The organism is Providencia lanzhouensis, from assembly GCF_050469745.1.
Taxonomy (GTDB): Bacteria; Pseudomonadota; Gammaproteobacteria; order Enterobacterales; family Enterobacteriaceae; genus Providencia; species Providencia lanzhouensis.
Genome location: NZ_CP174123.1, coordinates 155119 through 177641, shown reverse-complemented (window position 1 = coordinate 177641; position 22523 = coordinate 155119). Strand labels below are relative to the sequence as shown.

General features: G+C 41.9%; 18 protein-coding genes and 1 pseudogene. 11 read left to right on the top strand and 8 right to left on the bottom strand.

Annotated features, from left to right (window positions below; translation table 11 throughout):
* Positions 1-19 precede the first annotated feature (19 nt).
* Entirely contained in the window at positions 20-1261 is a 1242-nt protein-coding gene (locus ACIH2S_RS00780) for a Zn-dependent hydrolase (RefSeq protein ID WP_108478659.1), read from the top strand.
* A gap of 68 nt (positions 1262-1329) precedes the next feature.
* Here the strand turns inward: ACIH2S_RS00780 and ACIH2S_RS00775 are convergent, their stop codons facing one another.
* On the bottom strand, positions 1330-2595 hold the full coding sequence (locus tag ACIH2S_RS00775; protein WP_036949898.1) for an amidohydrolase: 1266 nt from the start codon (positions 2593-2595) through the stop codon (positions 1330-1332).
* Between the two features lie 15 nt (positions 2596-2610).
* Positions 2611-3885, bottom strand: a complete 1275-nt coding sequence (gene dcuC, locus ACIH2S_RS00770) for a C4-dicarboxylate transporter DcuC (protein WP_036949897.1) — start codon at positions 3883-3885, stop codon at positions 2611-2613.
* An 801-nt stretch (positions 3886-4686) separates the two neighbouring features.
* Here dcuC and codB point away from each other — a divergent pair.
* From codB to ACIH2S_RS00740, 6 genes are all read left to right on the top strand, one after another.
* Positions 4687-5934, top strand: coding sequence for a cytosine permease (gene codB / locus ACIH2S_RS00765; RefSeq protein ID WP_036949895.1), 1248 nt, complete (start codon positions 4687-4689; stop codon positions 5932-5934).
* Positions 5927-7225 carry a cytosine deaminase gene (locus ACIH2S_RS00760; protein ID WP_108478657.1) on the top strand — a complete coding sequence of 433 codons (1299 nt, stop codon included), beginning with the start codon at positions 5927-5929 and terminating at the stop codon, positions 7223-7225. Before codB ends, ACIH2S_RS00760 begins: the two co-directional genes overlap by 8 nt.
* Positions 7226-7397: 172 nt before the next feature.
* The gene (locus tag ACIH2S_RS00755; protein ID WP_036949891.1) at positions 7398-8069 is read left to right on the top strand and encodes a heavy metal response regulator transcription factor; all 672 of its coding nucleotides are present in this window, start codon (positions 7398-7400) and stop codon (positions 8067-8069) included.
* The gene (locus ACIH2S_RS00750; protein ID WP_108478656.1) at positions 8066-9427 is read left to right on the top strand and encodes a heavy metal sensor histidine kinase; all 1362 of its coding nucleotides are present in this window, start codon (positions 8066-8068) and stop codon (positions 9425-9427) included. The genes ACIH2S_RS00755 and ACIH2S_RS00750 overlap by 4 nt, the downstream gene beginning before the upstream one ends.
* Positions 9428-9536: 109 nt before the next feature.
* Complete coding sequence (gene msrP / locus ACIH2S_RS00745) at positions 9537-10544, top strand: protein-methionine-sulfoxide reductase catalytic subunit MsrP (protein ID WP_036949887.1); 1008 nt, start codon at positions 9537-9539, stop codon at positions 10542-10544.
* The gene (locus ACIH2S_RS00740; protein WP_108478655.1) at positions 10544-11152 is read left to right on the top strand and encodes a sulfite oxidase heme-binding subunit YedZ; all 609 of its coding nucleotides are present in this window, start codon (positions 10544-10546) and stop codon (positions 11150-11152) included. The genes msrP and ACIH2S_RS00740 overlap by 1 nt, the downstream gene beginning before the upstream one ends.
* Positions 11153-11188: 36 nt before the next feature.
* Here ACIH2S_RS00740 and dmsD read toward each other — a convergent pair whose 3' ends face one another.
* The 4 genes and pseudogenes from dmsD to dmsA form a co-directional block, all read right to left on the bottom strand.
* Positions 11189-11803 carry a Tat proofreading chaperone DmsD gene (gene dmsD / locus ACIH2S_RS00735; protein WP_321146503.1) on the bottom strand — a complete coding sequence of 205 codons (615 nt, stop codon included), beginning with the start codon at positions 11801-11803 and terminating at the stop codon, positions 11189-11191.
* Positions 11804-12077: 274 nt separating this feature from the next.
* Entirely contained in the window at positions 12078-12935 is an 858-nt protein-coding gene (locus ACIH2S_RS00730; RefSeq protein WP_108478652.1) for a DmsC/YnfH family molybdoenzyme membrane anchor subunit, read from the bottom strand.
* A 1-nt stretch (position 12936) separates the two neighbouring features.
* The gene (locus tag ACIH2S_RS00725; RefSeq protein ID WP_036950397.1) at positions 12937-13554 is read right to left on the bottom strand and encodes a DMSO/selenate family reductase complex B subunit; all 618 of its coding nucleotides are present in this window, start codon (positions 13552-13554) and stop codon (positions 12937-12939) included.
* Positions 13555-13565: 11 nt separating this feature from the next.
* Positions 13566-16015 (bottom strand): annotated as a pseudogene (gene dmsA / locus ACIH2S_RS00720) (dimethylsulfoxide reductase subunit A).
* Positions 16016-16705: 690 nt separating this feature from the next.
* Here dmsA and ACIH2S_RS00715 point away from each other — a divergent pair.
* Positions 16706-17038 (top strand): helix-turn-helix domain-containing protein, encoded by a 333-nt coding sequence (locus ACIH2S_RS00715; protein WP_051422597.1) that lies wholly within the window; start codon positions 16706-16708, stop codon positions 17036-17038.
* A 58-nt stretch (positions 17039-17096) separates the two neighbouring features.
* Here ACIH2S_RS00715 and ACIH2S_RS00710 read toward each other — a convergent pair whose 3' ends face one another.
* Both ACIH2S_RS00710 and ACIH2S_RS00705 read right to left on the bottom strand, forming a co-directional pair.
* On the bottom strand, positions 17097-17558 hold the full coding sequence (locus ACIH2S_RS00710) for a hypothetical protein (protein ID WP_036950393.1): 462 nt from the start codon (positions 17556-17558) through the stop codon (positions 17097-17099).
* 5 nt (positions 17559-17563) lie between these two features.
* On the bottom strand, positions 17564-18469 hold the full coding sequence (locus tag ACIH2S_RS00705; protein WP_036950391.1) for a winged helix-turn-helix domain-containing protein: 906 nt from the start codon (positions 18467-18469) through the stop codon (positions 17564-17566).
* Positions 18470-18894: 425 nt separating this feature from the next.
* On the opposite strand from ACIH2S_RS00705, the gene ACIH2S_RS00700 reads away from it, so the two are divergent.
* The 3 genes from ACIH2S_RS00700 (at position 18895) to ACIH2S_RS00690 (ending at position 22516) form a co-directional block, all read left to right on the top strand.
* A complete protein-coding gene (locus tag ACIH2S_RS00700) occupies positions 18895-19413 on the top strand; it encodes a fimbrial protein (protein WP_036950387.1) in 519 nt (172 codons plus the stop codon).
* Between the two features lie 66 nt (positions 19414-19479).
* Positions 19480-21855, top strand: coding sequence for a PefC/AfrB family outer membrane usher protein (pefC, locus tag ACIH2S_RS00695; RefSeq protein ID WP_196712482.1), 2376 nt, complete (start codon positions 19480-19482; stop codon positions 21853-21855).
* Positions 21848-22516: a fimbrial chaperone gene (locus ACIH2S_RS00690; RefSeq protein ID WP_108478649.1), complete on the top strand. Its 669-nt coding sequence runs from the start codon at positions 21848-21850 to the stop codon at positions 22514-22516. Before pefC ends, ACIH2S_RS00690 begins: the two co-directional genes overlap by 8 nt.
* Positions 22517-22523: the final 7 nt, after the last annotated feature.

The window sequence follows — 22523 nt, the reverse complement described above, 5'->3', positions numbered from 1 at the left end:
ATTTATGAAAGAGGTTTTCATGACTAGGGAATTATTTTCTACTAATGAAATGAAATTATTATTTGAAAAATTAGCATCCTTTACTGTTTATCCTGAAAATAAAGGTGTGACACGTTTGGCTTATACACCCACAGACCAATTGGCACACCAATACATGATAGAAACCATGCAAAAAGCTGGGTTTACTGTTCGCCAAGATGCGATAGGGAATATTTTTTGCCGATTACCGGGAAAAAATCCCGATTTGCCTGCTGTTGGCACTGGCTCTCACTTGGACACGGTTCCTAATGGTGGTGCTTATGATGGTACACTTGGTGTCGTGGCAGGATTTTATGCGCTGATGCAGTTTAAGCCACAGCAATTATCCCGCTCCCTTGAACTCGTCATTTTCAGGGCGGAAGAATCCAGCCGATTTGGTTTTTCCTGTATTGGTAGCAAAGTGTTACTTGGGAAAGTTGATCGTGAAAAATGGGCTCTCAACCGAGATGATGATGGACGCAGCTTTTTCGATGTCCTCGATAGCCTTGGTTATCCAAGCCACGAAATTGAACAGTGCGAATTGGCTGATAACCATTATTCAGCTTTTATCGAAATGCATATCGAACAAGGTCGGCGCCTTGAACTTGAAGGAAAATCAGTGGGAATTGTGAACGGAATTGCCGCTCCAACCCGCTTCCAAGTTCAGGTTACAGGGCATGCAGATCACTCCGGCGCCACCCCAATGTACCAACGCCACGATGCATTAGTGGCCAGCGCCGCCATAATCAGCGATGTGAACCGAGCAGCTTGCCGTGAATCTGTATGGGGAACCGTCGGTACCATTGGGAAACTCAATGTATATCCAAATTCCATGAACGTTATTCCCGGTGAAGTGAACTTCTTGGTTGATATTCGCGGCATTGAACCAGAAAGTATTGCTCGCGTTGCCACTCACTTGAAAAATTCCATTAGAAAATCTGAACAAGACAACGATGTTTCGATTCAAATTCGTGAAATTTCAGCAGAAGCACCAGTGAAATTAGATAACGAGATTTGTCAGTGTATTGAACAGCATTGCCTTGAACAAAACATCGGTTATATGACCATGTTGAGCGGTGCGGGTCATGATTCTATGAATCTCGCCCAAAAATTCCCAACCGCAATGATTTTCACACCATCAAAAAATGGAATTAGCCATCACCCTGATGAATTCACTGATTTCGACGACATCATTATTGCCGCTAATCTATTGAAAGATACCCTGTATTCATTAGCAAAATAAAGCCTTAGCGAAATAGAAAAGCCGCTGGGAGATTGCTCTCTCAGCGGCTTTTTCCTATCACCAAAAAATTACATTAATGACACCAAACATCCGGTATACAGCTGATAGGCTGTTAACATCTGTTTTTCATCAAAATCAAAATTAGCTTGGTGATGCCCTGCGGTTCTGTCAGCACCGACAACAAAATACAGAGATTTACCCCCGTGACGCTGGACGCGTTTTGCCAAAATAGTGGCATCTTCGCTACCACCAAACGGTCGAGTCGCTACTGCAGTTAATTCCCCATGTTGCCCTACCACACTAGCCAAGGTGTCAATCAACTCTTGGTCATTGGTTAAATCAACCGCTTCTCCCATCACTTCACTTTCCATTTCTAGCTGGAAGCTGTGTGCGGAGCCTTCTGCCATGCGAATCGCATTTTCGCTCATAAAGCGGTTAATCTCTTCATTTTCGCCGCGGACTTCTATCTGCATTTGAGCATAAGATGGCGTCACGTTTCGCCCTTCACCGGCATTCAGTACCCCAACGTTAATGCGCGACATTCCTTTACCGTGTCTTGAAATTCCCAACATTTGCGTTGTAGCATGACAAGCACCGGCTAGCGCATTACGTCCCAATTCAGGCTCTGCTCCTGCGTGGGATGGTGCACCTTTGAAGCGAAAATCCAGTTTTGTTGTGCAGAGGAAATGGGTTGGGTTAATCACAATTTCACCGCTATTGGCAATGAACCCTAAGTGCGCCCCTAAGAAATAATCCACATCATCCACAATACCACTTTCTGCCATTGCTCTCGCACCACGAACGCCTTCTTCCGCAGGTTGGAATAACAATTTTACTTTGCCAGATAAGCTCTCTTTATTTGCTACTAGCCAATGCGCGACCGCTAAACCAATCGCGATATGCCCATCATGACCACACGCATGCATTTCACCAGGATGACAAGAGCTAAAATTATCATTTTTTGGGCGATGGGTTTCATCAGTACTTTCTGTCACACCGACACAGTCAATGTCAAAACGCAGTGCGATTGTCGGTCCTGCTTTGCCACTATCGAAAATGGCAACACACCCTGTCAACTCCTGCATTTCAGCCAGCAGATTTTCATCAACTTGGTGCTTTCTCGCCACCGCTAAACCTTTATCAACCACTTTCTGTTGACGTCCAAAGGCATATTCAGGATTGATCACCTGCGGACCCACTTTGACGTCCAAGTTTAAACGGCGCAGTTCTTCAACGATTTTTGCTGTGGTTAAAAACTCAGACCAACCAATTTCAGGGTATTGATGGAATTCACGACGCCATTGAGTCAGTTGTTCTAATGTAATATTTGACATGTTATCTCCTTAAAATTAAAGCATGATGAGCGCAATGAAGATCACCCCAACAATCATGCCAGGCGCAGTACGCTTCACAATTTCCATCGGGTTCACATTGGCTAAACCTGCACAGACGATAGCCGCACCTGCTAACGGTGACATGGTTCTACCCAATGCGCCTGAAATTGCAGAAGCCATCCCCAAATCAGGAATTTCATAACCAAATTGCTGGGCAAATGGTGTTACCGTTTCGTTGAAAGCAAACGCGGCCGCATCACCTGAACCCGTGATAATTCCCATTAAGAATGGGCCCAATGTCCCTCCCCAACGTGCAAATTCAGGAGAGTGGATCAGAAAACCAATAAAGGAATCAATTAAGCCAGATGCTTTGAGACCCGCAGAGAAAACAGCAGCAGCGATGATGATCCCAAGAACATCCCCATAGGCATTCCCCATCCCTTTAAAGAACTCTTTAGTAATGGTTGAAGGGTTAGTACGCGTGATAACTAACGCATAAATTGCCCCAATGACCATCGCTGCTGGCACACTAATTTGATACGCTTTCAGCGCATCCATAAATGGCAGAATTAATAGGATTAATGGAATAAACGGCGCTGTCGCGTAAAGATAGTTTGGCTGTTCTGCCGCTGCATTTTGTTCTGTGCCCGCGGTGCCATTCACTTCGACAACCGCTTTCATGTTGTACTCTTTTTTCACTAAAGCAACGATAGCTAAGGAAACGGCAGCGATGCCTCCAACTGCTAAGCTGTATGGTCCGTGGCGAGCAATTAAGTCAACAATACTCATGTTCGACATCTGCGCCACAAATGGGTTATGTGACAACCCAGGGCTCAGCATAGACCCTATCGTACCGCACAGCACCGCACCACCAGCAATAGCTGGGTGAATACGTGCAGCAATCAGTAACGGAATCAATGTCGCACCAACCGCGGCAGCACACCCAGCCGCAGAAGGGATCGCGATATTAATAAAGAAAGTCAGTACGACTGCTGCGGGGATCAGGAAAAAGCCCAGTCGAGTTAGAACACGAGATAGCACCAGTACTAAGTGTTTATCACACTTGGTGTATTTCATAACATAGGCAAAACCCATACTGGAACAAATGGCTTGGATCAGCGGAGCCGAAACCATGCGCTCGCTAAATGCATTTAAGGCATCCATTGGCACGAGGCTAATAATACAGAGTACTAGCCCAGCAGCAATTAATACCATCCGAGTTTCATATTTTTTAATTAAAAGATAAATTGTAGCAACGATAACTAATGCCGCGATAATTTGTATTATCATGACTGACCTCTTTTATTCCCTGGAGAAATAGATAGAACAAATAAAGAAAAGAATGAATTTTTAATTGGTAATTCATTGTGAACTTTAATTGTTTTATTTAATTGAGGGATATCAATTTTAATTCCCTATCTGGAAATTAACCCTCATTTTGTGATCAGCGCGATGTTTACTATAAAAAAATCATTCAAAATTAAAAAATATCCTTTAAAAACATAATCATGATCAACCAGTAAGAAACATTAAATTTCGTCAAAATGACGATAAAATTAACGTTGTTATCATTTTGGTAATATTGAAACTCTTTTTTTACTCTTTACTCATTAAATAATTAAATATTAAATTACGTAAATAATTAGATTTATAAATATCGATTCTCATTTAGATTAAAATCATATTTTACTCAAAAAAAGGAGTAATAAATTCCAATCAACAATTTAAATGCGTAATAATAAATAAAATATTAAAATTTGTTTAAACATTATATTTTATTGAATAAATATAAATAAAAAAAACGAATCATTGATACCCACACATTCGGAAGTCTTTTATCTTAATTTTACGTTTTTTGTTTGTATCATTGGCTATTCTAACCGCTGGTTTTTATCGTGACTTTATCCCACCCCATCAAGCTGTTTACCGCCTCACGCCCTTTCCAGTTACGCTACAGACTAGAATAAAAAATGAGCAAAAACACAATTCATTAATTCTTTTTAAGCATGTGCGAAACCGTTTGCTTTTTATTTTTACGGCTATAGAATTCGTCAGATTTTTTTGGCCAGAGGAAAGCTACAGGAGGCAATTGTGTCCGGTGATAAAAATTATAGTCATGAGCCAGTACCCATATCCGCAAGAAAAGGCGGGCTCGCATTAACCTTTGTAATGCTGGGTTTAACGTTCTTTTCCGCCAGCATGTGGACCGGAGGCGCTCTCGGTACCGGTCTTAGTTTCAACGATTTCTTCCTCGCAGTTCTCATTGGTAATCTTATTCTTGGTGTCTACACCGCCTTCCTTGGTTTTATCGGTTCTAAAACAGGCTTAACAACCCACCTTCTTGCACGTTATTCTTTCGGTATTCGCGGCTCTTGGCTCCCTTCTTTCTTACTTGGCGGTACACAGGTCGGCTGGTTCGGTGTCGGCGTTGCCATGTTCGCCATTCCCGTTGGTAAAGCAACAGGCTGGGATATCAACTTACTGATTGGTATTTCCGGTATTTTGATGACCGTCACAGTGTTCTTCGGTATCTCCGCGTTAACCGTGCTGTCCATTGTCGCCGTTCCTGCCATTGCTATCTTAGGAAGCTACTCCGTATATCTTGCTGTCACTGATGCCGGTGGTTTAAGCGCTCTGCAAATGGTAAAACCGGAACAACCAATCGATTTCAACCTTGCACTGGCGATGGTCGTCGGCTCGTTTGTCAGCGCAGGAACCTTAACCGCTGACTTCGTACGCTTCGGGCGTAAGCCGAAAATCGCGGTACTGGTGGCCATTGTGGCGTTCTTCTTGGGCAACTCACTGATGTTTATCTTCGGTGCGGCGGGCGCAGCTTCCTTAGGTATGGCGGATATCTCCGACGTAATGATCGCGCAAGGATTACTCTTACCAGCAATTATCGTTCTTGGTTTGAACATTTGGACAACCAACGACAACGCGCTGTACGCTTCCGGCTTAGGGTTCGCCAACATTACAGGCTTATCCAGCAAGACGTTATCCATTATCAACGGCTTAGTGGGCACACTCTGCGCACTGTGGCTGTACAACAACTTTGTTAGCTGGCTGACCTTCTTATCCGCAGCCATTCCACCGATTGGTGGCATTATCATTGCGGATTACTTAATGTATCGTCATCGCTATGTCACTTTTGACATGAGCAAAATGCGCGATGTGAATATCAGTGCGTTAATCGCCGTGGCTGCGGGTGTTGCCGCAGGACATTGGCTACCGGGAATTGTCCCTGTTAACGCAGTGCTTGGCGGCGCTATCTGCTACGCCATCCTGAATCCATTATTGAATCGCGTACGCGCCACTAATTCGGAGATGACCCGTGCTTAATCAACATATTCAACATATCCACAATGTCCGTTTACCTGAGCGTGAAGGTCTGTGGCGAATCGATATTGAAAATCAACAAATTAAAGCTATCGTTCCGCAGCCCGCAGGTGAAGTACTCGCTAATAGCCTTGATGGTGAAGGCGGCTTAGCCATTCCACCGTTTGTTGAGCCACATATCCATTTGGATACAACCCAAACCGCTGGGCAGCCAAATTGGAACCAGTCTGGCACCCTGTTTGAAGGGATTGAACGCTGGGCAGAACGCAAAGCAATGCTGACCCATGACGATGTGAAACTGCGTGCATGGCAAACTCTAAAATGGCAGATTGCTAACGGCATCCAACATGTTCGTACCCACGTTGACGTTTCCGATGCCACTTTAACGGCACTGAAAGCCATGCTGGAAGTGAAAAAAGAAGTGGCGCCTTGGGTGGATATGCAGATCGTTGCTTTCCCTCAAGAGGGGATCATGTCCTATCCAAACGGCGAAGAGCTATTAGAAGAAGCGCTACGTTTAGGGGCGGATGTGGTCGGGGCTATCCCGCACTTTGAATTCACCCGTGAATATGGTGTGGAATCCCTGCATAAGACCTTTGCACTGGCACAAAAGTATGACCGTTTAATTGATGTTCACTGTGATGAAATTGATGATGAACAGTCACGTTTTGTCGAAACCGTTGCCGCCCTTGCTCACCGTGAAAATATGGGCGCACGCGTTACCGCCAGCCATACAACGGCGATGCACTCTTACAACGGGGCATATGCTTCACGTTTATTCCGTCTGCTGAAAATGTCAGGGATTAACTTTGTCGCCAACCCGTTAGTGAACATTCACTTACAAGGTCGTTTCGATACCTATCCAAAGCGTCGAGGGATCACCCGCGTGAAGGAAATGCTCGCCGCCAATATTAATGTCTGCTTCGGTCACGACGATGTGTTCGATCCATGGTATCCACTGGGTACCGCAAATATGCTGCAAGTGCTGCATATGGGTCTGCATGTTTGCCAATTGATGGGCTATGGTCAGATTAATGATGGTCTGAAGCTTATCACTGAGCACAGTGCAAAAACGTTGAATTTGCAAAATTACGGTATTGATGAAGGGAAACGTGCAAGCTTACTGATCCTGCCTGCTGAAAACGGTTTTGATGCTGTACGCCGCCAAGTGCCAGTACGCTATTCCATCCGCGATGGTCGCGTCATTGCCACTACGCAGCCAACCGTGACCCAAATTCAACTCGACGATGTCGAGACAATTCGTTACGGTTATCAGCCACATAGCGAAAACTAAGTATTACCCCAACACGGGGCTTGTTGAGCCTGCAATCAATGAGTTCCCCGTGTTTTTTTCCCCTGAAATATCTTCATATACCTCATTTTTATTGCTAAACCCCAGACTGTTTCTTTACAGTAAAAGTTTCTTTAAGATGAATTAAGTCAAATAAAACGATTGCTGGGTTTCCATGAGAATACTATTAATTGAAGATCACCTTAAAACCCAAGGTTGGGTTAAAAATGGCTTAGAAGAAGCGGGTTTTCTGGTGGATGTCGCTAATGATGGCCGTGATGGACTCTACTTTGCTTTAGAAAACAATTATCAATTGGTTATTCTCGATATCATGCTGCCGGGTATGAGTGGCTGGGATATTTTAAAAATCTTACGCACTGCGAAAAGTATTCCCGTTATTTGCCTCACGGCGCGGGATGCCGTAGATGATCGCATTAAAGGCTTAGAGCTCGGTGCCAATGACTACCTTGTGAAACCATTTTCGTTTTCTGAATTATTAGCGCGCGTTAAAAACCAACTCAAAGTGAATCAGCCAACCTCGACAACCATGACGATTGCAGATTTAAAGATAGATCTGACCCGCCATGATGTTGAACGCGGAGGAAAGAAAATCATCTTAACCCGCCAAGAATTTTCTTTGTTGCTATTTTTCGTGCTGCATAGCGATGAAATTTTACCTAGAACCTTAATTGCCAGTGAAGTTTGGGGCATCGATTTTGACAGTGATACCAATATCATCGATGTCGCCATTCGTCGATTGAGAAAGAAAATTGATGATGAGTTTGAAGTTAAGCTTATCGAAACCATTCGAGGGATGGGATACCGATTAAATAGGCCAATAGAATGAAAAAAAAGTCGCTACGCTTTAAACTTATTTCCCTGTTTATCATTCTAATGGTCGCTAATGCTGGCGTCGTGACATGGGTTTTATATCACTCGCTGAAGAATGAGCTGTCTGAACAAGATAATAATTTGCTCGTGAACCGTGCGGAGCAGCTCGCTAAATTAATTTCGGGTGGCATCGATATCAAAACGCTGCCGATGTATTTCCAAAGCATGATGGACATGCGCCAAGATTTGATCCAGATTTCTGATGCGAGTGGGCATATACTCGTCGCGACTAACAGCGAACTTCTGGATACCCAACCACTGCGGCTAGTAAACCTTGAGCAGCTCAATATCCATGCCATCAACCATTGGCAAACCACACAAAACATTCCCATCTCCGCGGTCTATTTCGCCATGAACTCACCATTAGGGCAGCTCCATGTGGTACTCGGTAAAGTCTCCGTCGACCGCAGCGGAGTATTAACCCAATATTTAACCCAAAGCGTGCTGGTGTCTGCCCTCTCAATATTGTTGATGGGATTACTGAGTTTATGGTTACTGAAAAAAGGGCTCTCCGATATTCAATCACTGAGCCAGATCACGATCAAAACGGACGTACATGCGCTGAATGATCCGATCGATATTGATCAGCTTCCACAAGAGTTAAAAGAGCTGGGCGAATCAATGAATACCATGCGCCAACGGCTAAAACATGACTTTGTTAAACTAACCCAGTTCGCCGATGACTTAGCCCATGAGCTAAGAACGCCCATTAATGCCATTCGAGTGCAAAATGAAATTACACTCCAACGCTCCCGTAATGTGAGCGAATATGAAGAGGTCATCATTAGCAATATTGAAGAGCTTGATAAGCTGGCACAGATGATCCAAAGCACGTTATTTATTGCTCGTGCTGAAAATAAAAACATCACGTTAAATCGAGAAAATCTCTCAATATCAGAATTAGTGAATGATGTTTATGAACTATTTTCGGCTTATGCAGAAGAGAAACAGATTGCGCTTTATTGTGAGCCTTCAACTCTCAGGATTGATGCTGATCCGGTATTACTGAGCCGTGTATTCATGAATGTTATCGCTAATGCGATTAAATACTCTCACCCAAATACTCGCGTGGTCACCCAGATCATTGAGCTTCCCCAGCAGAGAGAAATCCGCATCACTAACCAAGGGAACTCCCTACAAAATAGCGAGGAAATTTTCACCCGTTTTTGGCGCGGAGATAATGCCAGAACCACGGAGGGAACTGGGTTGGGGCTGGCGATTGTCAAAGCGATTGTTGAACTGCATGGCGGTTCGGTTAGTTTTGAACACGAAGCAGGTACCAGCACCATTACGCTAACGTTTCCTACAATCTAAAATCTCCTACAATTAAGTAAGATGACAAATTTGTCATCTTACTGTCAGCCACTTTTATCACGCATTCGGTATAACTGATTTCATTCTTCTTTTTGCTATGGAGCGCACAATGAAAAAGTTACCTAAAATCCCCGGCTCTCAAATCACGGATGAATCCATTTTTTTTATGAAGCGCCGGCAGCTACTCAAAGCCTTAGGTCTGGGGGCAGCAGGTTTAACCGTTGCAGCGACAGCAAATGCGGGCTTATTTTCTTGGCTAAGTGACGATGCGCCAGCAACGCCCTCAGCGCCAAGAAAAGCACTGACATTTATTCAACCTGAAGAGTTTCAGTCATCGTTAACCCTGACACCTGAAGATAAAGTGACTGGCTATAATAACTTTTATGAGTTTGGGCTAGGAAAATCTGATCCAGCTGAAAACGCGCATACCCTCATTACCGACGAATGGACAGTAACCATTGATGGGGAAGTGAATCGTCCTTTGACCCTTAATTTAGATGATATCAACGCCAAGTTTCCCCTAGAGGAGCGTATTTATCGCATGCGCTGCGTCGAAGCTTGGTCGATGGTTATTCCTTGGGTGGGCTTTCCGTTAGCCAAACTATTGGCATTGGTGGAGCCCACCAGCAAAGCCAAATATGTCGCCTTTGAAACTCGTTATGCTCCCGAACAAATGCCAGGACAAAAAAGCCGTTATATCGGCGGTGGCTTACCTTATCCCTATGTTGAAGGGCTACGTTTAGATGAAGCCATGAATCCGCTAACCTTACTTGCCACTGGCGTATATGGAAAAACATTACCCAATCAAAATGGCGCACCGATCCGCTTGGTTGTTCCTTGGAAATATGGTTTTAAAGGAATTAAGTCTATCGTCAAAATTCGCCTAACCGAACAGATGCCAGATACCACATGGAACCTATCCGCGCCCAGTGAATATGGTTTTTTTGCCAATGTGAACCCGCAAGTTGATCACCCTCGTTGGTCGCAAGCGACCGAGCGTTTTATTGGCGCGGGGGGTTTAGGTCAAGTAACCCGACAGCCTACGTTACTTTTTAATGGATACGCAGACCAAGTCGCGAGCTTGTATCAGGGAATGGACTTGCGGAGATACTTCTAATGCCCCAAGAAAACAGGCTATTAGTGAGATTAACCAAAGGAGGCTTTCATCTTATTGCTCTGCTTCCTTTGGCATGGCTGATTTTTTTAATTGATACTCAGCGACTTGGCGCTGATCCCGCTAAAGACATCCAACATTTTACGGGAATAGCCGCTTTGCGTTTGCTCATCGTTATCGCACTGATCCCCGTTATCGCTAAATTATTGCGATTTACCACGCTGTTTCAGACACGAAAATTACTGGGATTATGGTGCTTTTTCTGGGCTCTACTGCATTTGAGTAGCTATTTATTATTGGAGATTGGCGTCAATAATTTATCACTCTTTTTTGAGGAGGTTTTTTCGCGGGTCTACTTAGTGATTGGCGCCATGGCTTGGCTATGCTTATTTTTGATGGCGGTGAGTTCGTTCAACCGCATACGAATGAGCCTAGGTGTATGGTGGAAAAGAATTCACATGCTGCTTTACCCAACACTATTACTCGCACTTTGCCACTATGCTTTGTCATTAAAAACCCTAACGCCTGAGCCAGTGATTTACTTAGTATTAGTGGGTGCTGCTTTTGCTTATCGTGTTTGGAGCCAACAAAAACAGCCGATCAAACCTTAGGATAAATGGCGATCCCCAAGATCGCCAACCGACTCATCAGCGATAAAAAATCAGTTTTTTATCCACTTCAATATTCATCGAATTCTGCCAAGCCACCAGCGTTAAATGCGCCAGCTTACTCAGCCCCACATAAAAGGGAGAATCGCCTTTTTCCTGCATTTTATCTAAATACAGCAGGCCCCACGGCAAAATATGTTTCCCTAATAATTCAGAAAGATTTTCAGGTTGATGTTCCGCCACCCAAGCCACCATCATCATCAATAAACCAAAATGGTCTTCAGGCTCGTTTTGGGTTAAATGAATATCAATTTGATTGGCTTGCATCCACTCGCGAAGTTGCAAGGTAGATTCGCCAAACAGCACATTTTCTTTATCGAGCCAGACCGATCCCCATGGTGGAGCAGGGAGTGCGTAAGGGCCAATAAAGAGGCGTTGATAAGCTTCATCAAGGGTTTCATCATCACGTTGCATTGTCGCCATCTCTGCGGCAATCCCTTGTTTTTGCTCTTCAAAGCCGTAGTGCCAATCTGCAACCCATTCACCGGATACCAATAATTCGATAATCTCAGGCACTTGGTCAGGGGAATAATAGAATGCCGCACCAAGGATCCGAGCTGTCACAGAAACATCATTTAAAGCGAGTTCGTTCATGGTGTGTAATCCACTGTTCATGTGTTATTTTTTGTTTTGCTTATTATTGATAAAAATTCTTGGGAACGAAAGGCTTAGCAACCATCTGCTAAGCCCCAGACCATTTCCAAACCCATCAGGTTTGGAAATGGCTCGTTTGAGTTGTAACATTAACAAGGAAAATCAATTTATTGATTTTCGCCTGATAACACAAAGAGGGAAAAACCACGCTTTTATCCCTCTTTGTCATCAACCTTAGGCTTAGCAACCATCTGCTAAGCCTTTGAGGTGATGATTAGTTAACTGCCATGCCCACGGTCATGTGCAGACCATAGAACACACCGCGTCCAACAATCTCGCCCGCCAACACTAACAAAGTACCGATACCCAAGTTGATGACGGATGGATTACGTTTTGCGATTAACGGCATGATCCAGCAGCCCAGCCCCATCGCTACGGCAACAATCTTAATATCCATTAAGAAACCGTAATCAGGCACTAAATCCGTTGCTTTTTGTACTGCGGTTTCAATGCTCGCCAAGTCAAATCCTTGAGAGATTGCGGCAGCAGCGCTCACTAATAATGCTATCGCACTCAATGCAGGGAGACGACGAATGCATTGCAGGTCAAACCCAGCGACACGCAATAACAGCGCGGCTAAGATAGGTCCACCTAAGAATGCCGTTAGCACGAAGTTGATCATGGTATAGCTGTTATTCCATGTTGGTACCGTTGGGATTTGGTACACACGGGAAGTCGCCACCACAAAGATAGCCGCAAGAACAGCCACCACCACTAACCACAGTTTACCTAGCGCAGCAGGCATTTTATTTAACACTGCCAACAACCAATACAAGCCACCAAAGGCAAAGAAGATTGCACCACTGGCAATTTCATTACTCAGTGAAGAAGCTCCTAAGCGATTAAAGGCATTAAATGCGCGCAGTGGTGTCCCCATGTGCATCGTGGATAATAAGAAACCAATTCCCATTAATACCCACAAACCAAACATGCTGTAATGCACTTTATGGTTAAGTTCAGGGGATAGTTTTCCACTTAATAAAACCGCTGCCATCACAATAAATGCACCCGCAACACTTTGACCAATAACCGTGAAAAACATCAATGGCCATTCATGAATTCCCGCGCCCATATTAAACTTCCTCCGGGTTAGCCAGATGACCCGTGGTATCACCGACAGGTTTGCTATTGGCATTCAATTTTAAAACGATATTTGGATGAGTATACTCAGCCGATGGTAATGGTGCGATTTCCGCTAAATCGCCATATTTAGCGCGTAGTTCTTCAATCGGTGCCATATCCAATGCGCGTAATGGGCAAGATTCCACACAAATTGGTTTTTTGCCTTCTGCTACACGCTCATAGCAACCATCACACTTGGTCATATGACCTTTGACTTGGTCAAACTGAGGCGCACCGTAAGGGCATGCCATACTGCAATAGCGGCAACCAATACAGACTTCTTCATCCACCACCACAAACCCATCTTCGCGTTTGTGCATCGCACCACTTGGACACACTTTAGCGCACGCTGGATCATCGCAGTGGTTACACGAAATAGACAGGTAATAGGCGAAAACATTCTGCCCATAAACGCCATCTTGCTCAGTCCAATCACCGCCCGCGTATTCATAAATACGGCGGAAATTCACTTCTGGAGATAAGTTTTTAAAGTCTTTGCAGGCTAACTCACAGGTTTTGCAGCCAGTGCAACGACTTGAATCGATATAAAAACCATATTGCGTTGACATATCTGGCATCCTTAAGCTTTCACAACTTCAACAAGATTAGAGTGTGATGGGTTCCCTTTCGCCAGTGGCGATGGACGCTGCGTGGTCAGCACGTTAATGCTGCCCGCATGGTCAATACGGTTACCATCTGGGTCATACCATGCACCCTCTCCTAAACCAACCACACCCGGTAAAATACGCGGGGTAACTTTGACTTTGACACGCACTTCGCCTCGGTCATTGTATACGCGGACTAAATCCCCATGTTTCAGGGAGCGTTTCGCCGCATCTTGTGGGTTGATCCATAACTCTTGAGGACAAGCCGCTTTCAATACATCCACGTTGCCATAGGTTGAGTGGGTACGTGATTTATAGTGGAAGCCCGTCAACTGTAATGGGAATTTCTCCATTAATGGATCGCCATACTGCTCAAACCCAACGGAATAGACTGGCAATGGATGGATAACATCTCCCTCTTCCAGCTCCCATGAATTTTGCAGCTCCGCTAATTGCGCGGAATAGATCTCGATCTTGCCTGATGGCGTGGTTAATGGGTTCGCAATCGGATCTTCACGGAAACTTTGATAAGCCACATGGTGACCTTTAGGGTCACGTTTTTTGAAGATACCTTGCTCACGGAATTCTTCGAACGTTGGCAGCTCAGGTAATGCAGCGCGAGATTGTTCGTATAAATGACGTAACCACTCTTCTTGGGTACGATTTTCAGTAAACTGCTCACCGACACCCATGCGTTTGGCAATTTCGCTGGTCATTTCATAGATATTTCGGCTTTCAAAACGGGGTTTGATAGCTTGGTCAGCAAAAATAACGTAGGACATATTCCCCGCGGAAGCATCCATACAGAAATCCATTTGCTCAGACGCAGTACAGTCTGGCAGTAAGATATCGGCATATTTTGCAGAGGCGGTCATGTGGTTATCAATCACCACAATCATTTCGCACTTCGATTCGTCTTGCAGGATATCGTGGGTACGGTTGATTTCTGAATGTTGGTTAACTAAACAGTTACCTGCGTAGTTCCATACCATTTTAATTGGCACATCCAATTTATCTTTACCACGGACACCATCACGGGTAGCCGTCATTTCAGGACCACGCAGGATGGCGTCAGTCCACATAAACATGGAAATGCTGGTTTGCACTGGGTTAGTTAAGGTCGGCATACGCACGAATGGAATACTGTAAGAGCCTTCACGAGCCCCCGTGTTACCACCATGAATACCGATGTTACCAGTTAAAATCGCCAGCATTGAGATAGCACGAGACGTCAGCTCACCATTCGAACGACGCTGAGGACCCCAACCTTGCACAATATACGCAGGTTTTGCGGTACCAATTTCACGGGCTAATTTTACAATGCGATCTGCCGGAATACCGGTGATGGATGACGCCCATTCAGGGGTTTTCGCTTGACCGTCAGGACCATCACCCAGGATATAAGCTTTGTAATGCGCATTTTTTAGTGCGCCAGCTGGCATGGTGGTTTCATCGTAGCCTACGCAATATTTATCTAAGAATGGCTTATCCACTAAGTCTTCTTTGATCATCACATACGCAATGGCGTTAACGAGCGCCGCATCAGTACCCGGACGAATTGGGATCCATTCATCTTCACGCCCTGCACCCGTATCGGTGTAGCGAGGATCGATGATGATCATTTTCGCGTTAGATTTTTCGCGTGCTTGTTCAACATAGTAAGTCACCCCGCCGCCGCTCATACGCGTTTCGCCAGGGTTGTTACCAAACATCACCACTAATTTAGAGTTTTCGATGTCTGAAGGGCTATTACCGTCTCGTCTGCCCAGCCACCAAAGGTATAATTCAGACCTGCCGCAATTTGTGCGGTACTGTAGTCGCCATAATGATTTAAATAACCACCACAGCAGTTCATGAGGCGAGCAATCAAAGTTGCGCCCGGTGGCCATGATTTTGTCATGGTACCGCCAAGAGTACCTGTACCGTAGTTCAGGTAAATGGACTCATTGCCATAATCTTTAATTAAACGCTTCATGTTATCGGCAATAGCGTCGAAAGCTTCTTCCCAACTGATTCGCTTAAATTTACCTTCACCGCGTTTGCCTACACGCATCATTGGGTAGCGCAGACGGTCAGGGTTATAGACGCGGCGGCGCATAGAGCGGCCACGTAAACATGCACGGACTTGATGCAGCTCTTCATACACGTCATTACCCGTATTATCGGTTTCGACGTATTTGATCTCGCCATCTACGACATGCATGCGCAATGGGCAACGGCTTCCGCAGTTAACTGTACATGCACTCCAAACAACTTTTTCATTCCCTGATGGTGTCGATGTTTTTTGCTCTGTTTCCGCTGAAGCGCTAAACGGAAGAGAAAATCCTCCCGCTGCGGCGGCTAAACCTGTCACGGCGCCCGCTTTCACAAAGCCGCGACGGCTAAGAGGAGCAAAAATAGCAGCTTTCTCTTTTATATTGGCCATATATAACTCGCTCACTTAAATTGCAATTGCTTAAAATAATAAGAAGTTTTTTCGCTAAATTTTTTTCGTTAAAACAATGGAATTAAAAAATGCAGTTTGTGTGCCATTAGCGATAAAACCGCCAGCCACATAATTAGAGGTAATTAGAGTTTTGATTGAGTTAATAATATCAATCGGGGAACTCGAGAGATTGTCTTACATCAATAAATACATTGATAATCAACATCATCAATGTGTTTATGCCGCTTCATTCTCGGTTTATTTCACCTATTCGCTATATAATTAAATATATAAAAAAGAGATTTATAATATATAACTGTCTATATTCAAATGATTATTCAAAAATAACACGCTTAAAGCTTTATTATTTTCTGATTATTTTTATCGATATTCCTGCGAAAAGAACCCTTGATTAAAAAACATCATATTGCGCAAATTATTGTGATACCACTAATAATAAATAATAATCTTAATAAGATTGGTTTCTATTATCATTTCAAACGATTTCTCTTTCAAAATACTCATTTTGCTTTTAATTAAGAAAATATGAAAACTTAATTTTTTAATAAAGAAATTCCCTAACTACATAAAAAACCTAGATTAAAAGACTAAAAACTATTTGATTTTTAATTTGGTTTACACCCCTCGGTGGAAATACAACAATTATGATTCCATCACGCAAGAGGACATATGATGAGTGAACACCTTTCCTTTGAAAGCACGCAAGCCTATAAATTACCCATTCAAGATATTAGCTTTTACTTTGCCGGAGAGAATGAAGCTCAAATAAACAATTTAATCGGGCACTATATAAGAAAAAAAAGAAAAGAACTGGGTTTGACTGGAAGCCAAATCGCTAGCCGTGTCGGTGTCAGTCAGCAACAGTTTTCACGGTATGAGGTAGGGATCAGCAATATCACATTACCGAGATTATTTTTAATTATTAGCAAACTTGACATGGATATTGAGACTTTCCTCAACGACCTTGTCATGATCGTTAAACGACTACATACACAGGATTAAAGAGGTAGTGATAGATAATCTTTTTATTGAATAGATTATCTATCACGCTCATATTTAATCATTTGCAATAAAAAGCATACATATCATTGGTGAAAAAGACATACCCACCACTTTTCTGAGGATAGAGAAAGATATCCATATCTAGGTTGGGGTCCAAATAAGACTGAGACAAATATTTTTCTAACTCCGAAGAGTCCGTATTATCCGAATTCAATAAAATATTTTTCTTAGATTTAATTTTAAGACTATCGCCAATCTTTATAATATCGATATAAACCTTTCTTGCTACCTCACTCTCAATACCATTTTGGCTAAACTTGCCCTTTAAATTCACCCACCCTTCATGATCGCCTAAGGTGTAAGAAATACTCAAAGAGAGTTTTACATTGTTTTCAATAGAAATAGTCCTAAATGAGGATCGACAAATAATGTCATCTGACTCATTAACCTGGTATACAGCAATAGAAGAAAGAATAATTGCTGATGTATAAACAACAGCTTTCAAGATGCTTTTTTTCATTTTTATTATCCAGCCCAATCCATGATGTAATACGAAACACATTCATTATCTTTTAACGAAAATGAATCTAACTCTCTGATGCAATAAATGATTGATAATTTATTAGTGAAATTCCGTCTTATCACATACATATATTGATAATCATCAAATGACTTTGAAATAATTTCATCTGAGAGAAATTTAGATAATTTCGCATTTAAATCCATCTGCTTATTACAGAGTATTATTTTACTATTAATTTCTCCACAATGGGTGTAGTTCGATAAGCTACTACTTTTTTTTTGAAAATCGATATAGCTAAAAAAAATTGTTGTCATCAACACAATTAGAACTAGCATAATGATTGTTCTTTTCACTTCACGATTTGAGAAACTGAGCCACACATTCTTTTTTTTAATATACCCAGAGGGATATTTAGGAGGAGTATTTATGCTGATGTTTTTATGGTTTTCTACTTTTTCCACTTTAGGGATATGGATTTTTTCTATTTTCCCATCATATTTCCTATCAATTTTGTGTTTATTTCTAAACCTACTACTATTTACATTATTTATCGATGAGTTAAGAATATGTATATCATCAACAAGCCTATAGCCTCTTTTAGGAATATTCTTTATTATCTCAAAATTGTGTTCGAGTTCGCTAAATGCCTTTCGTAACAATAAAATGTTTTGATAAAACGTATTGATTGTCACAAACTTCTTTTTTTCACCCCAACCTGCACTAAATAGCTCATCTTGTGAAATAACTTCATTATCTCCATCTACCTTGTTTTTTATTAAAAATAAAAGAATATTCGCAGCTGGCGTTAAGACTTTACGTTTATCTCCATTAAGTATGTATGTGATTTTCTTATTGGTGTAGTCAAACTCAAACTTGTCATTAATTATATATTTTATACTCGATTTCATAATTTCATTCTTTATTAATATAGTAAAACATCGCCACACTATACTACCCATGCGAGTGAACCGAAAATTGAAATAAATCATAAAAAACTAAAATAAATTTGAAGGTTTTATTGAGTTTTTTAGCACCATGAATCCACAACCTATTGTTAATAATGAATATTTTTAGAATTCTATATAAATAAAAATACTTAAGTAGTTTATTTAGTTTATCCAGCTGAGGAGTGAGAGTATTCTGCATCACAGAACGAGCAGGCTCCAAAACATTCATCTCTTAATGATGTAAATGATTTTTATTATCTATCATTTCGCCTGCACAGTTCCTGACATTAAAAATGGTGAAATTTAAATTTGAATCTTTGGATATGCATATCCAGAGATTCTTAATACACATTATTAAATATAAATACTCTTATGAGGATGATTAAATGAAAAAGATGTTATTACCTTTAATTTGTAGCAGCGTATTACTTAGTGGCGCTGCATTTGCAAATACAGGGGAAGTACAATTTATTGGAGCGGTAACTTCTGCAACTTGTGATATTGATACCGAAGTCGGTGGGTTAGTTAAATCTACAATTGATTTAGGCAAAATGACAACAGCAGATACCAATGGTGACTACGTTGAATTTAGTTTAGTTCCACGTACTGACGAATGTTTGAAAAAAACTAATGGTCAAGTAGGTTGGCAAAGCGCTGGATTTACTAATTCTGGTCTTGCAAATATGAAAGGAACAGCAAATGGTGTTTCTATTCAATTAACCGCAATGAACTCAACCACTCCAAATCAAGATGTAACTTATAACAGCCAAACAGTTGATTTTGGTAATGGAACCGATGCTATTGGAAATATGAATTTCAAAGCAAGAATGTTGGCAACAACAGGTCAAACTGTTACCGAAGGTACCATCATTTCTACTGCAACTTATGCAGTGGCATATAAATAATTAGTTTTATATTTTTAAATTAAGGGTCTTTGACCCTTATTACCGCTTACAAATAGTGATGGATATATGCGTTTAAAACCAGTCAATGCTTTTATATTATCCCTGTTGGTAAGTCCATTTTGTGTATATGCAAACTTGAATATGGACTTCTTACATGGAGGAGTTCAATCTCAAGCAGCAAGTATTTTTGATGACAGTGTTAAATATCCTGAAGGTCACTATATTGTAGAGGTGATTTTTAATCGCCACCCAATGGGAAAAAAAGAATTAATTATATTAACCAAAGATAGAGAAAATCTTTGTTTAAATACAACATGGATAAATGAGCTTTCATTGCCTATTAATTTATCCTTATTTGAAAATGAATTCGATGCAGAAAGAAACTGCTACAACTTAGGTTATTATCCAGGTGTTAAAATTGACTTTGATAATGCAAAACAGGTTTTGACTTTTAATATTCCACAAGTCGCCTTAGATAACTCAAAAAATCAACAAGAATGGGATTATGGAATACCAGGGATCAAAGTTAACTATTCCGGGTATGTCTCTAAAACAACATCCGCTAATACCCAACTTTATGGGGATTTCGACTTATATTCTAATTTTGGTCGATGGGTAGGCTACGTCCGCAGTAGTTATCTTAAAGATTCAGGAACCGAGACTTCAGAAGCTACCATTTCAACTGCCATGAAGTCTATACAGGGAAGTTTTATTGCCGGTAAAACAATAACATCAATGACGATGTTACCTAACTTTGTGTTTTACGGAATGGCGTTACGTTCAGAAAAAAATATGCGCCCATGGGAAATGCGAGGTTACGCCCCTGTCATTTCAGGTGTGGTCAGTTCGAATGCAAAAATTACTATTTCACAAAATGGATACGTTCTTAGTTCTCAAGTCGTTCCTGCGGGAGCATATCAATTAAATGATATTTCCCCCGTCAGTAATGGTGATTTGACCATTACTGTTGAAGAAGATAATGGAACCAAAACAGTGAGATATGTGCCAGTTGCCACACTCCCATCATTATTACGAGCCAATGAGATGGATTACAACCTCGTCATTGGTGAGCGAGAGCTAGCTGGAAAGCGTGAAAGCCACCCATTCCTTTTGGGCGCTCTTGATTATGGATTTACGTATTTTACGTTGCAAACGGCGGGAATTTTACACAGTGATTATCAAAGTGCTGGAATTGGTTTGAGTAAAGAGTTTGGTCAATTTGGTGCGGTCTCTTTTAACGTGAACGCGGCCAACAGTCACTTTCAAAAACAGACTCCCACATCACCTGATGCTAAGCAATCAGGGATAAGTTATATGCTGAAGTATGCCAATTCACTGTCGAATACGACTAACTTACAGCTTTTAACTTACCGTTATACAGGTAAAGAGTACGTTGATTTTAATGAGTTTAACCAAAATGCGCTGTACCAAAGAAGTAATCGTAAAGAGCGCTATGAAACCATTATTTCTCAAAATTTTGATAACAGCTTTATCAGCCTGTCGGGATGGGTACAAACCTACCGTAATCGTATCCGCAATGAAATCGGCGCTAACGTGACTTATAACACAGCCTTCAAAGGTATCGACTTTTCGGTATCCGCTGATTATCAAAAATTAAATGACCATGACCGTGATAATTATGCCATTTCCATCGGTGTGAATATTCCGTTTAGTGTGTTTGATAAAAACCATTTTTGGACGAACTCTGTAAGCTATGACCGTGATAATAAAGCCAGTTTTAACTCTGGTATCGCAGGGAACATTAATGAAAAAGTGAACTATAGCGTGAATACCAGCAAAGATCGTGATAGTTGGTCAAACTCTGCTTACTTTGGATTTAACCAAGACTGGGTGAATACAGGTGTGGCTATTGCCCAAAACCAGCATCAAACCACAGGCTCTATCAATGCCTCCGGTAGCTTGCTTGCCACGCAACAAACCGGCTTATTTTTAACCAATGTGCGACAAGATACTGTCGCCATCGCCAACATTAAGAATATCGGAAATATTGTTTTTAATGACTCACCGCCTACAGATAGACATGGAAATACCGTAATTGGTGTCTCCCCTTATATTGAAAATAATTTAAAAATCAATACTGAGGAAGTTCCAAACAACGTTGAGTTACTCGATTCTGTACAACGCGTTGTTCCAACAGATAAAGCCATTGTTTATCGCGAGTTCAAATACTCAACCATACATCGATACATTTTAAGACTGAAAAAGAAAAACGGTGAGTTTGTGTCTGCCGGTAGCTCAGCACGAACAGAAAATAACGACTATGTGGGATTTGTCTCCAATGGCGGTGTTTTGCTGTTGAATTTATTAAGTCAGCCTAATGCCATTTTCATTACCTCCTCAAATGATGAGGTATGCACCTTAAATATGAATGGGGTAGAACCCAATGAAAACCAAATCATGGAGATCGAATGCAATGATTAAGCTCATATCCAAACTCGCTATCTTGCCATTTTTGTTAACCTGTTTTAATGCCTATTCCGCATTCACGCTGAATGGCACTCGATTTATCTATGATGAAGGTCGTAAAAATATTGCGGTTGAAGTTAAGAATAATAGCGAAAAAGCCTACGGTGGGCAGGTCTGGATCGATAACCTCAAAGGGGATGATGTTTTCTTTGTTCCTGCACCCAACTTATTTAAAGTCGCAGCCAATGAAAAACAGCTTGTTCGCTTAATTTATATTAATGACATACTGCCAAAAGACAGGGAATCACTGTTTTGGCTGAATGTTCAAGAAATCCCACCAGTTGCCTCTGCGGAAGAGGGCAATGTCCTTGCTGTGGCATTAAATACACAAGTTAAGCTCATTTATCGCCCTAAAATCCTTGCAGAAAGCCGAGAGGATGCAGAAAAAAATATCACGTATAGCGGTTCAACTCTGAAGAACCCAACACCTTACTACTTTGCACTCACACAAGTTTCCGTCAACAACAAACCACTGTCTTTATCCGCGGATGTTGAACGCTCAATTAGCTTATTCCCGCCTTTCAGCGAGATGGATTTACAGCGCCCGTTATCCGGTAAAGTCACTGTTGAAGCCATTGATGACTACGGCGCTCGACGTGTGATCGAACTGCAATAAGGACATC

What these genes read in the sequence shown, in the direction of transcription:
- ACIH2S_RS00725 (WP_036950397.1), bottom strand. Translation starts at nt 13,554, where the DNA reads ATGTCAACGCAATATGGTTTTTATATCGATTCAAGTCGTTGCACTGGC.
- ACIH2S_RS00690 (WP_108478649.1), top strand. Translation starts at nt 21,848, where the DNA reads ATGATTAAGCTCATATCCAAACTCGCTATCTTGCCATTTTTGTTAACC.
- ACIH2S_RS00780 (WP_108478659.1), top strand. Translation starts at nt 20, where the DNA reads ATGACTAGGGAATTATTTTCTACTAATGAAATGAAATTATTATTTGAA.
- ACIH2S_RS00740 (WP_108478655.1), top strand. Translation starts at nt 10,544, where the DNA reads ATGCCCCAAGAAAACAGGCTATTAGTGAGATTAACCAAAGGAGGCTTT.
- ACIH2S_RS00700 (WP_036950387.1), top strand. Translation starts at nt 18,895, where the DNA reads ATGAAAAAGATGTTATTACCTTTAATTTGTAGCAGCGTATTACTTAGT.
- ACIH2S_RS00705 (WP_036950391.1), bottom strand. Translation starts at nt 18,469, where the DNA reads ATGAAATCGAGTATAAAATATATAATTAATGACAAGTTTGAGTTTGAC.
- ACIH2S_RS00775 (WP_036949898.1), bottom strand. Translation starts at nt 2,595, where the DNA reads ATGTCAAATATTACATTAGAACAACTGACTCAATGGCGTCGTGAATTC.
- ACIH2S_RS00755 (WP_036949891.1), top strand. Translation starts at nt 7,398, where the DNA reads ATGAGAATACTATTAATTGAAGATCACCTTAAAACCCAAGGTTGGGTT.
- ACIH2S_RS00715 (WP_051422597.1), top strand. Translation starts at nt 16,706, where the DNA reads ATGATGAGTGAACACCTTTCCTTTGAAAGCACGCAAGCCTATAAATTA.
- pefC (WP_196712482.1), top strand. Translation starts at nt 19,480, where the DNA reads ATGCGTTTAAAACCAGTCAATGCTTTTATATTATCCCTGTTGGTAAGT.
- ACIH2S_RS00730 (WP_108478652.1), bottom strand. Translation starts at nt 12,935, where the DNA reads ATGGGCGCGGGAATTCATGAATGGCCATTGATGTTTTTCACGGTTATT.
- dcuC (WP_036949897.1), bottom strand. Translation starts at nt 3,885, where the DNA reads ATGATAATACAAATTATCGCGGCATTAGTTATCGTTGCTACAATTTAT.
- msrP (WP_036949887.1), top strand. Translation starts at nt 9,537, where the DNA reads ATGAAAAAGTTACCTAAAATCCCCGGCTCTCAAATCACGGATGAATCC.
- ACIH2S_RS00710 (WP_036950393.1), bottom strand. Translation starts at nt 17,558, where the DNA reads ATGAAAAAAAGCATCTTGAAAGCTGTTGTTTATACATCAGCAATTATT.
- dmsD (WP_321146503.1), bottom strand. Translation starts at nt 11,803, where the DNA reads ATGAACGAACTCGCTTTAAATGATGTTTCTGTGACAGCTCGGATCCTT.
- ACIH2S_RS00750 (WP_108478656.1), top strand. Translation starts at nt 8,066, where the DNA reads ATGAAAAAAAAGTCGCTACGCTTTAAACTTATTTCCCTGTTTATCATT.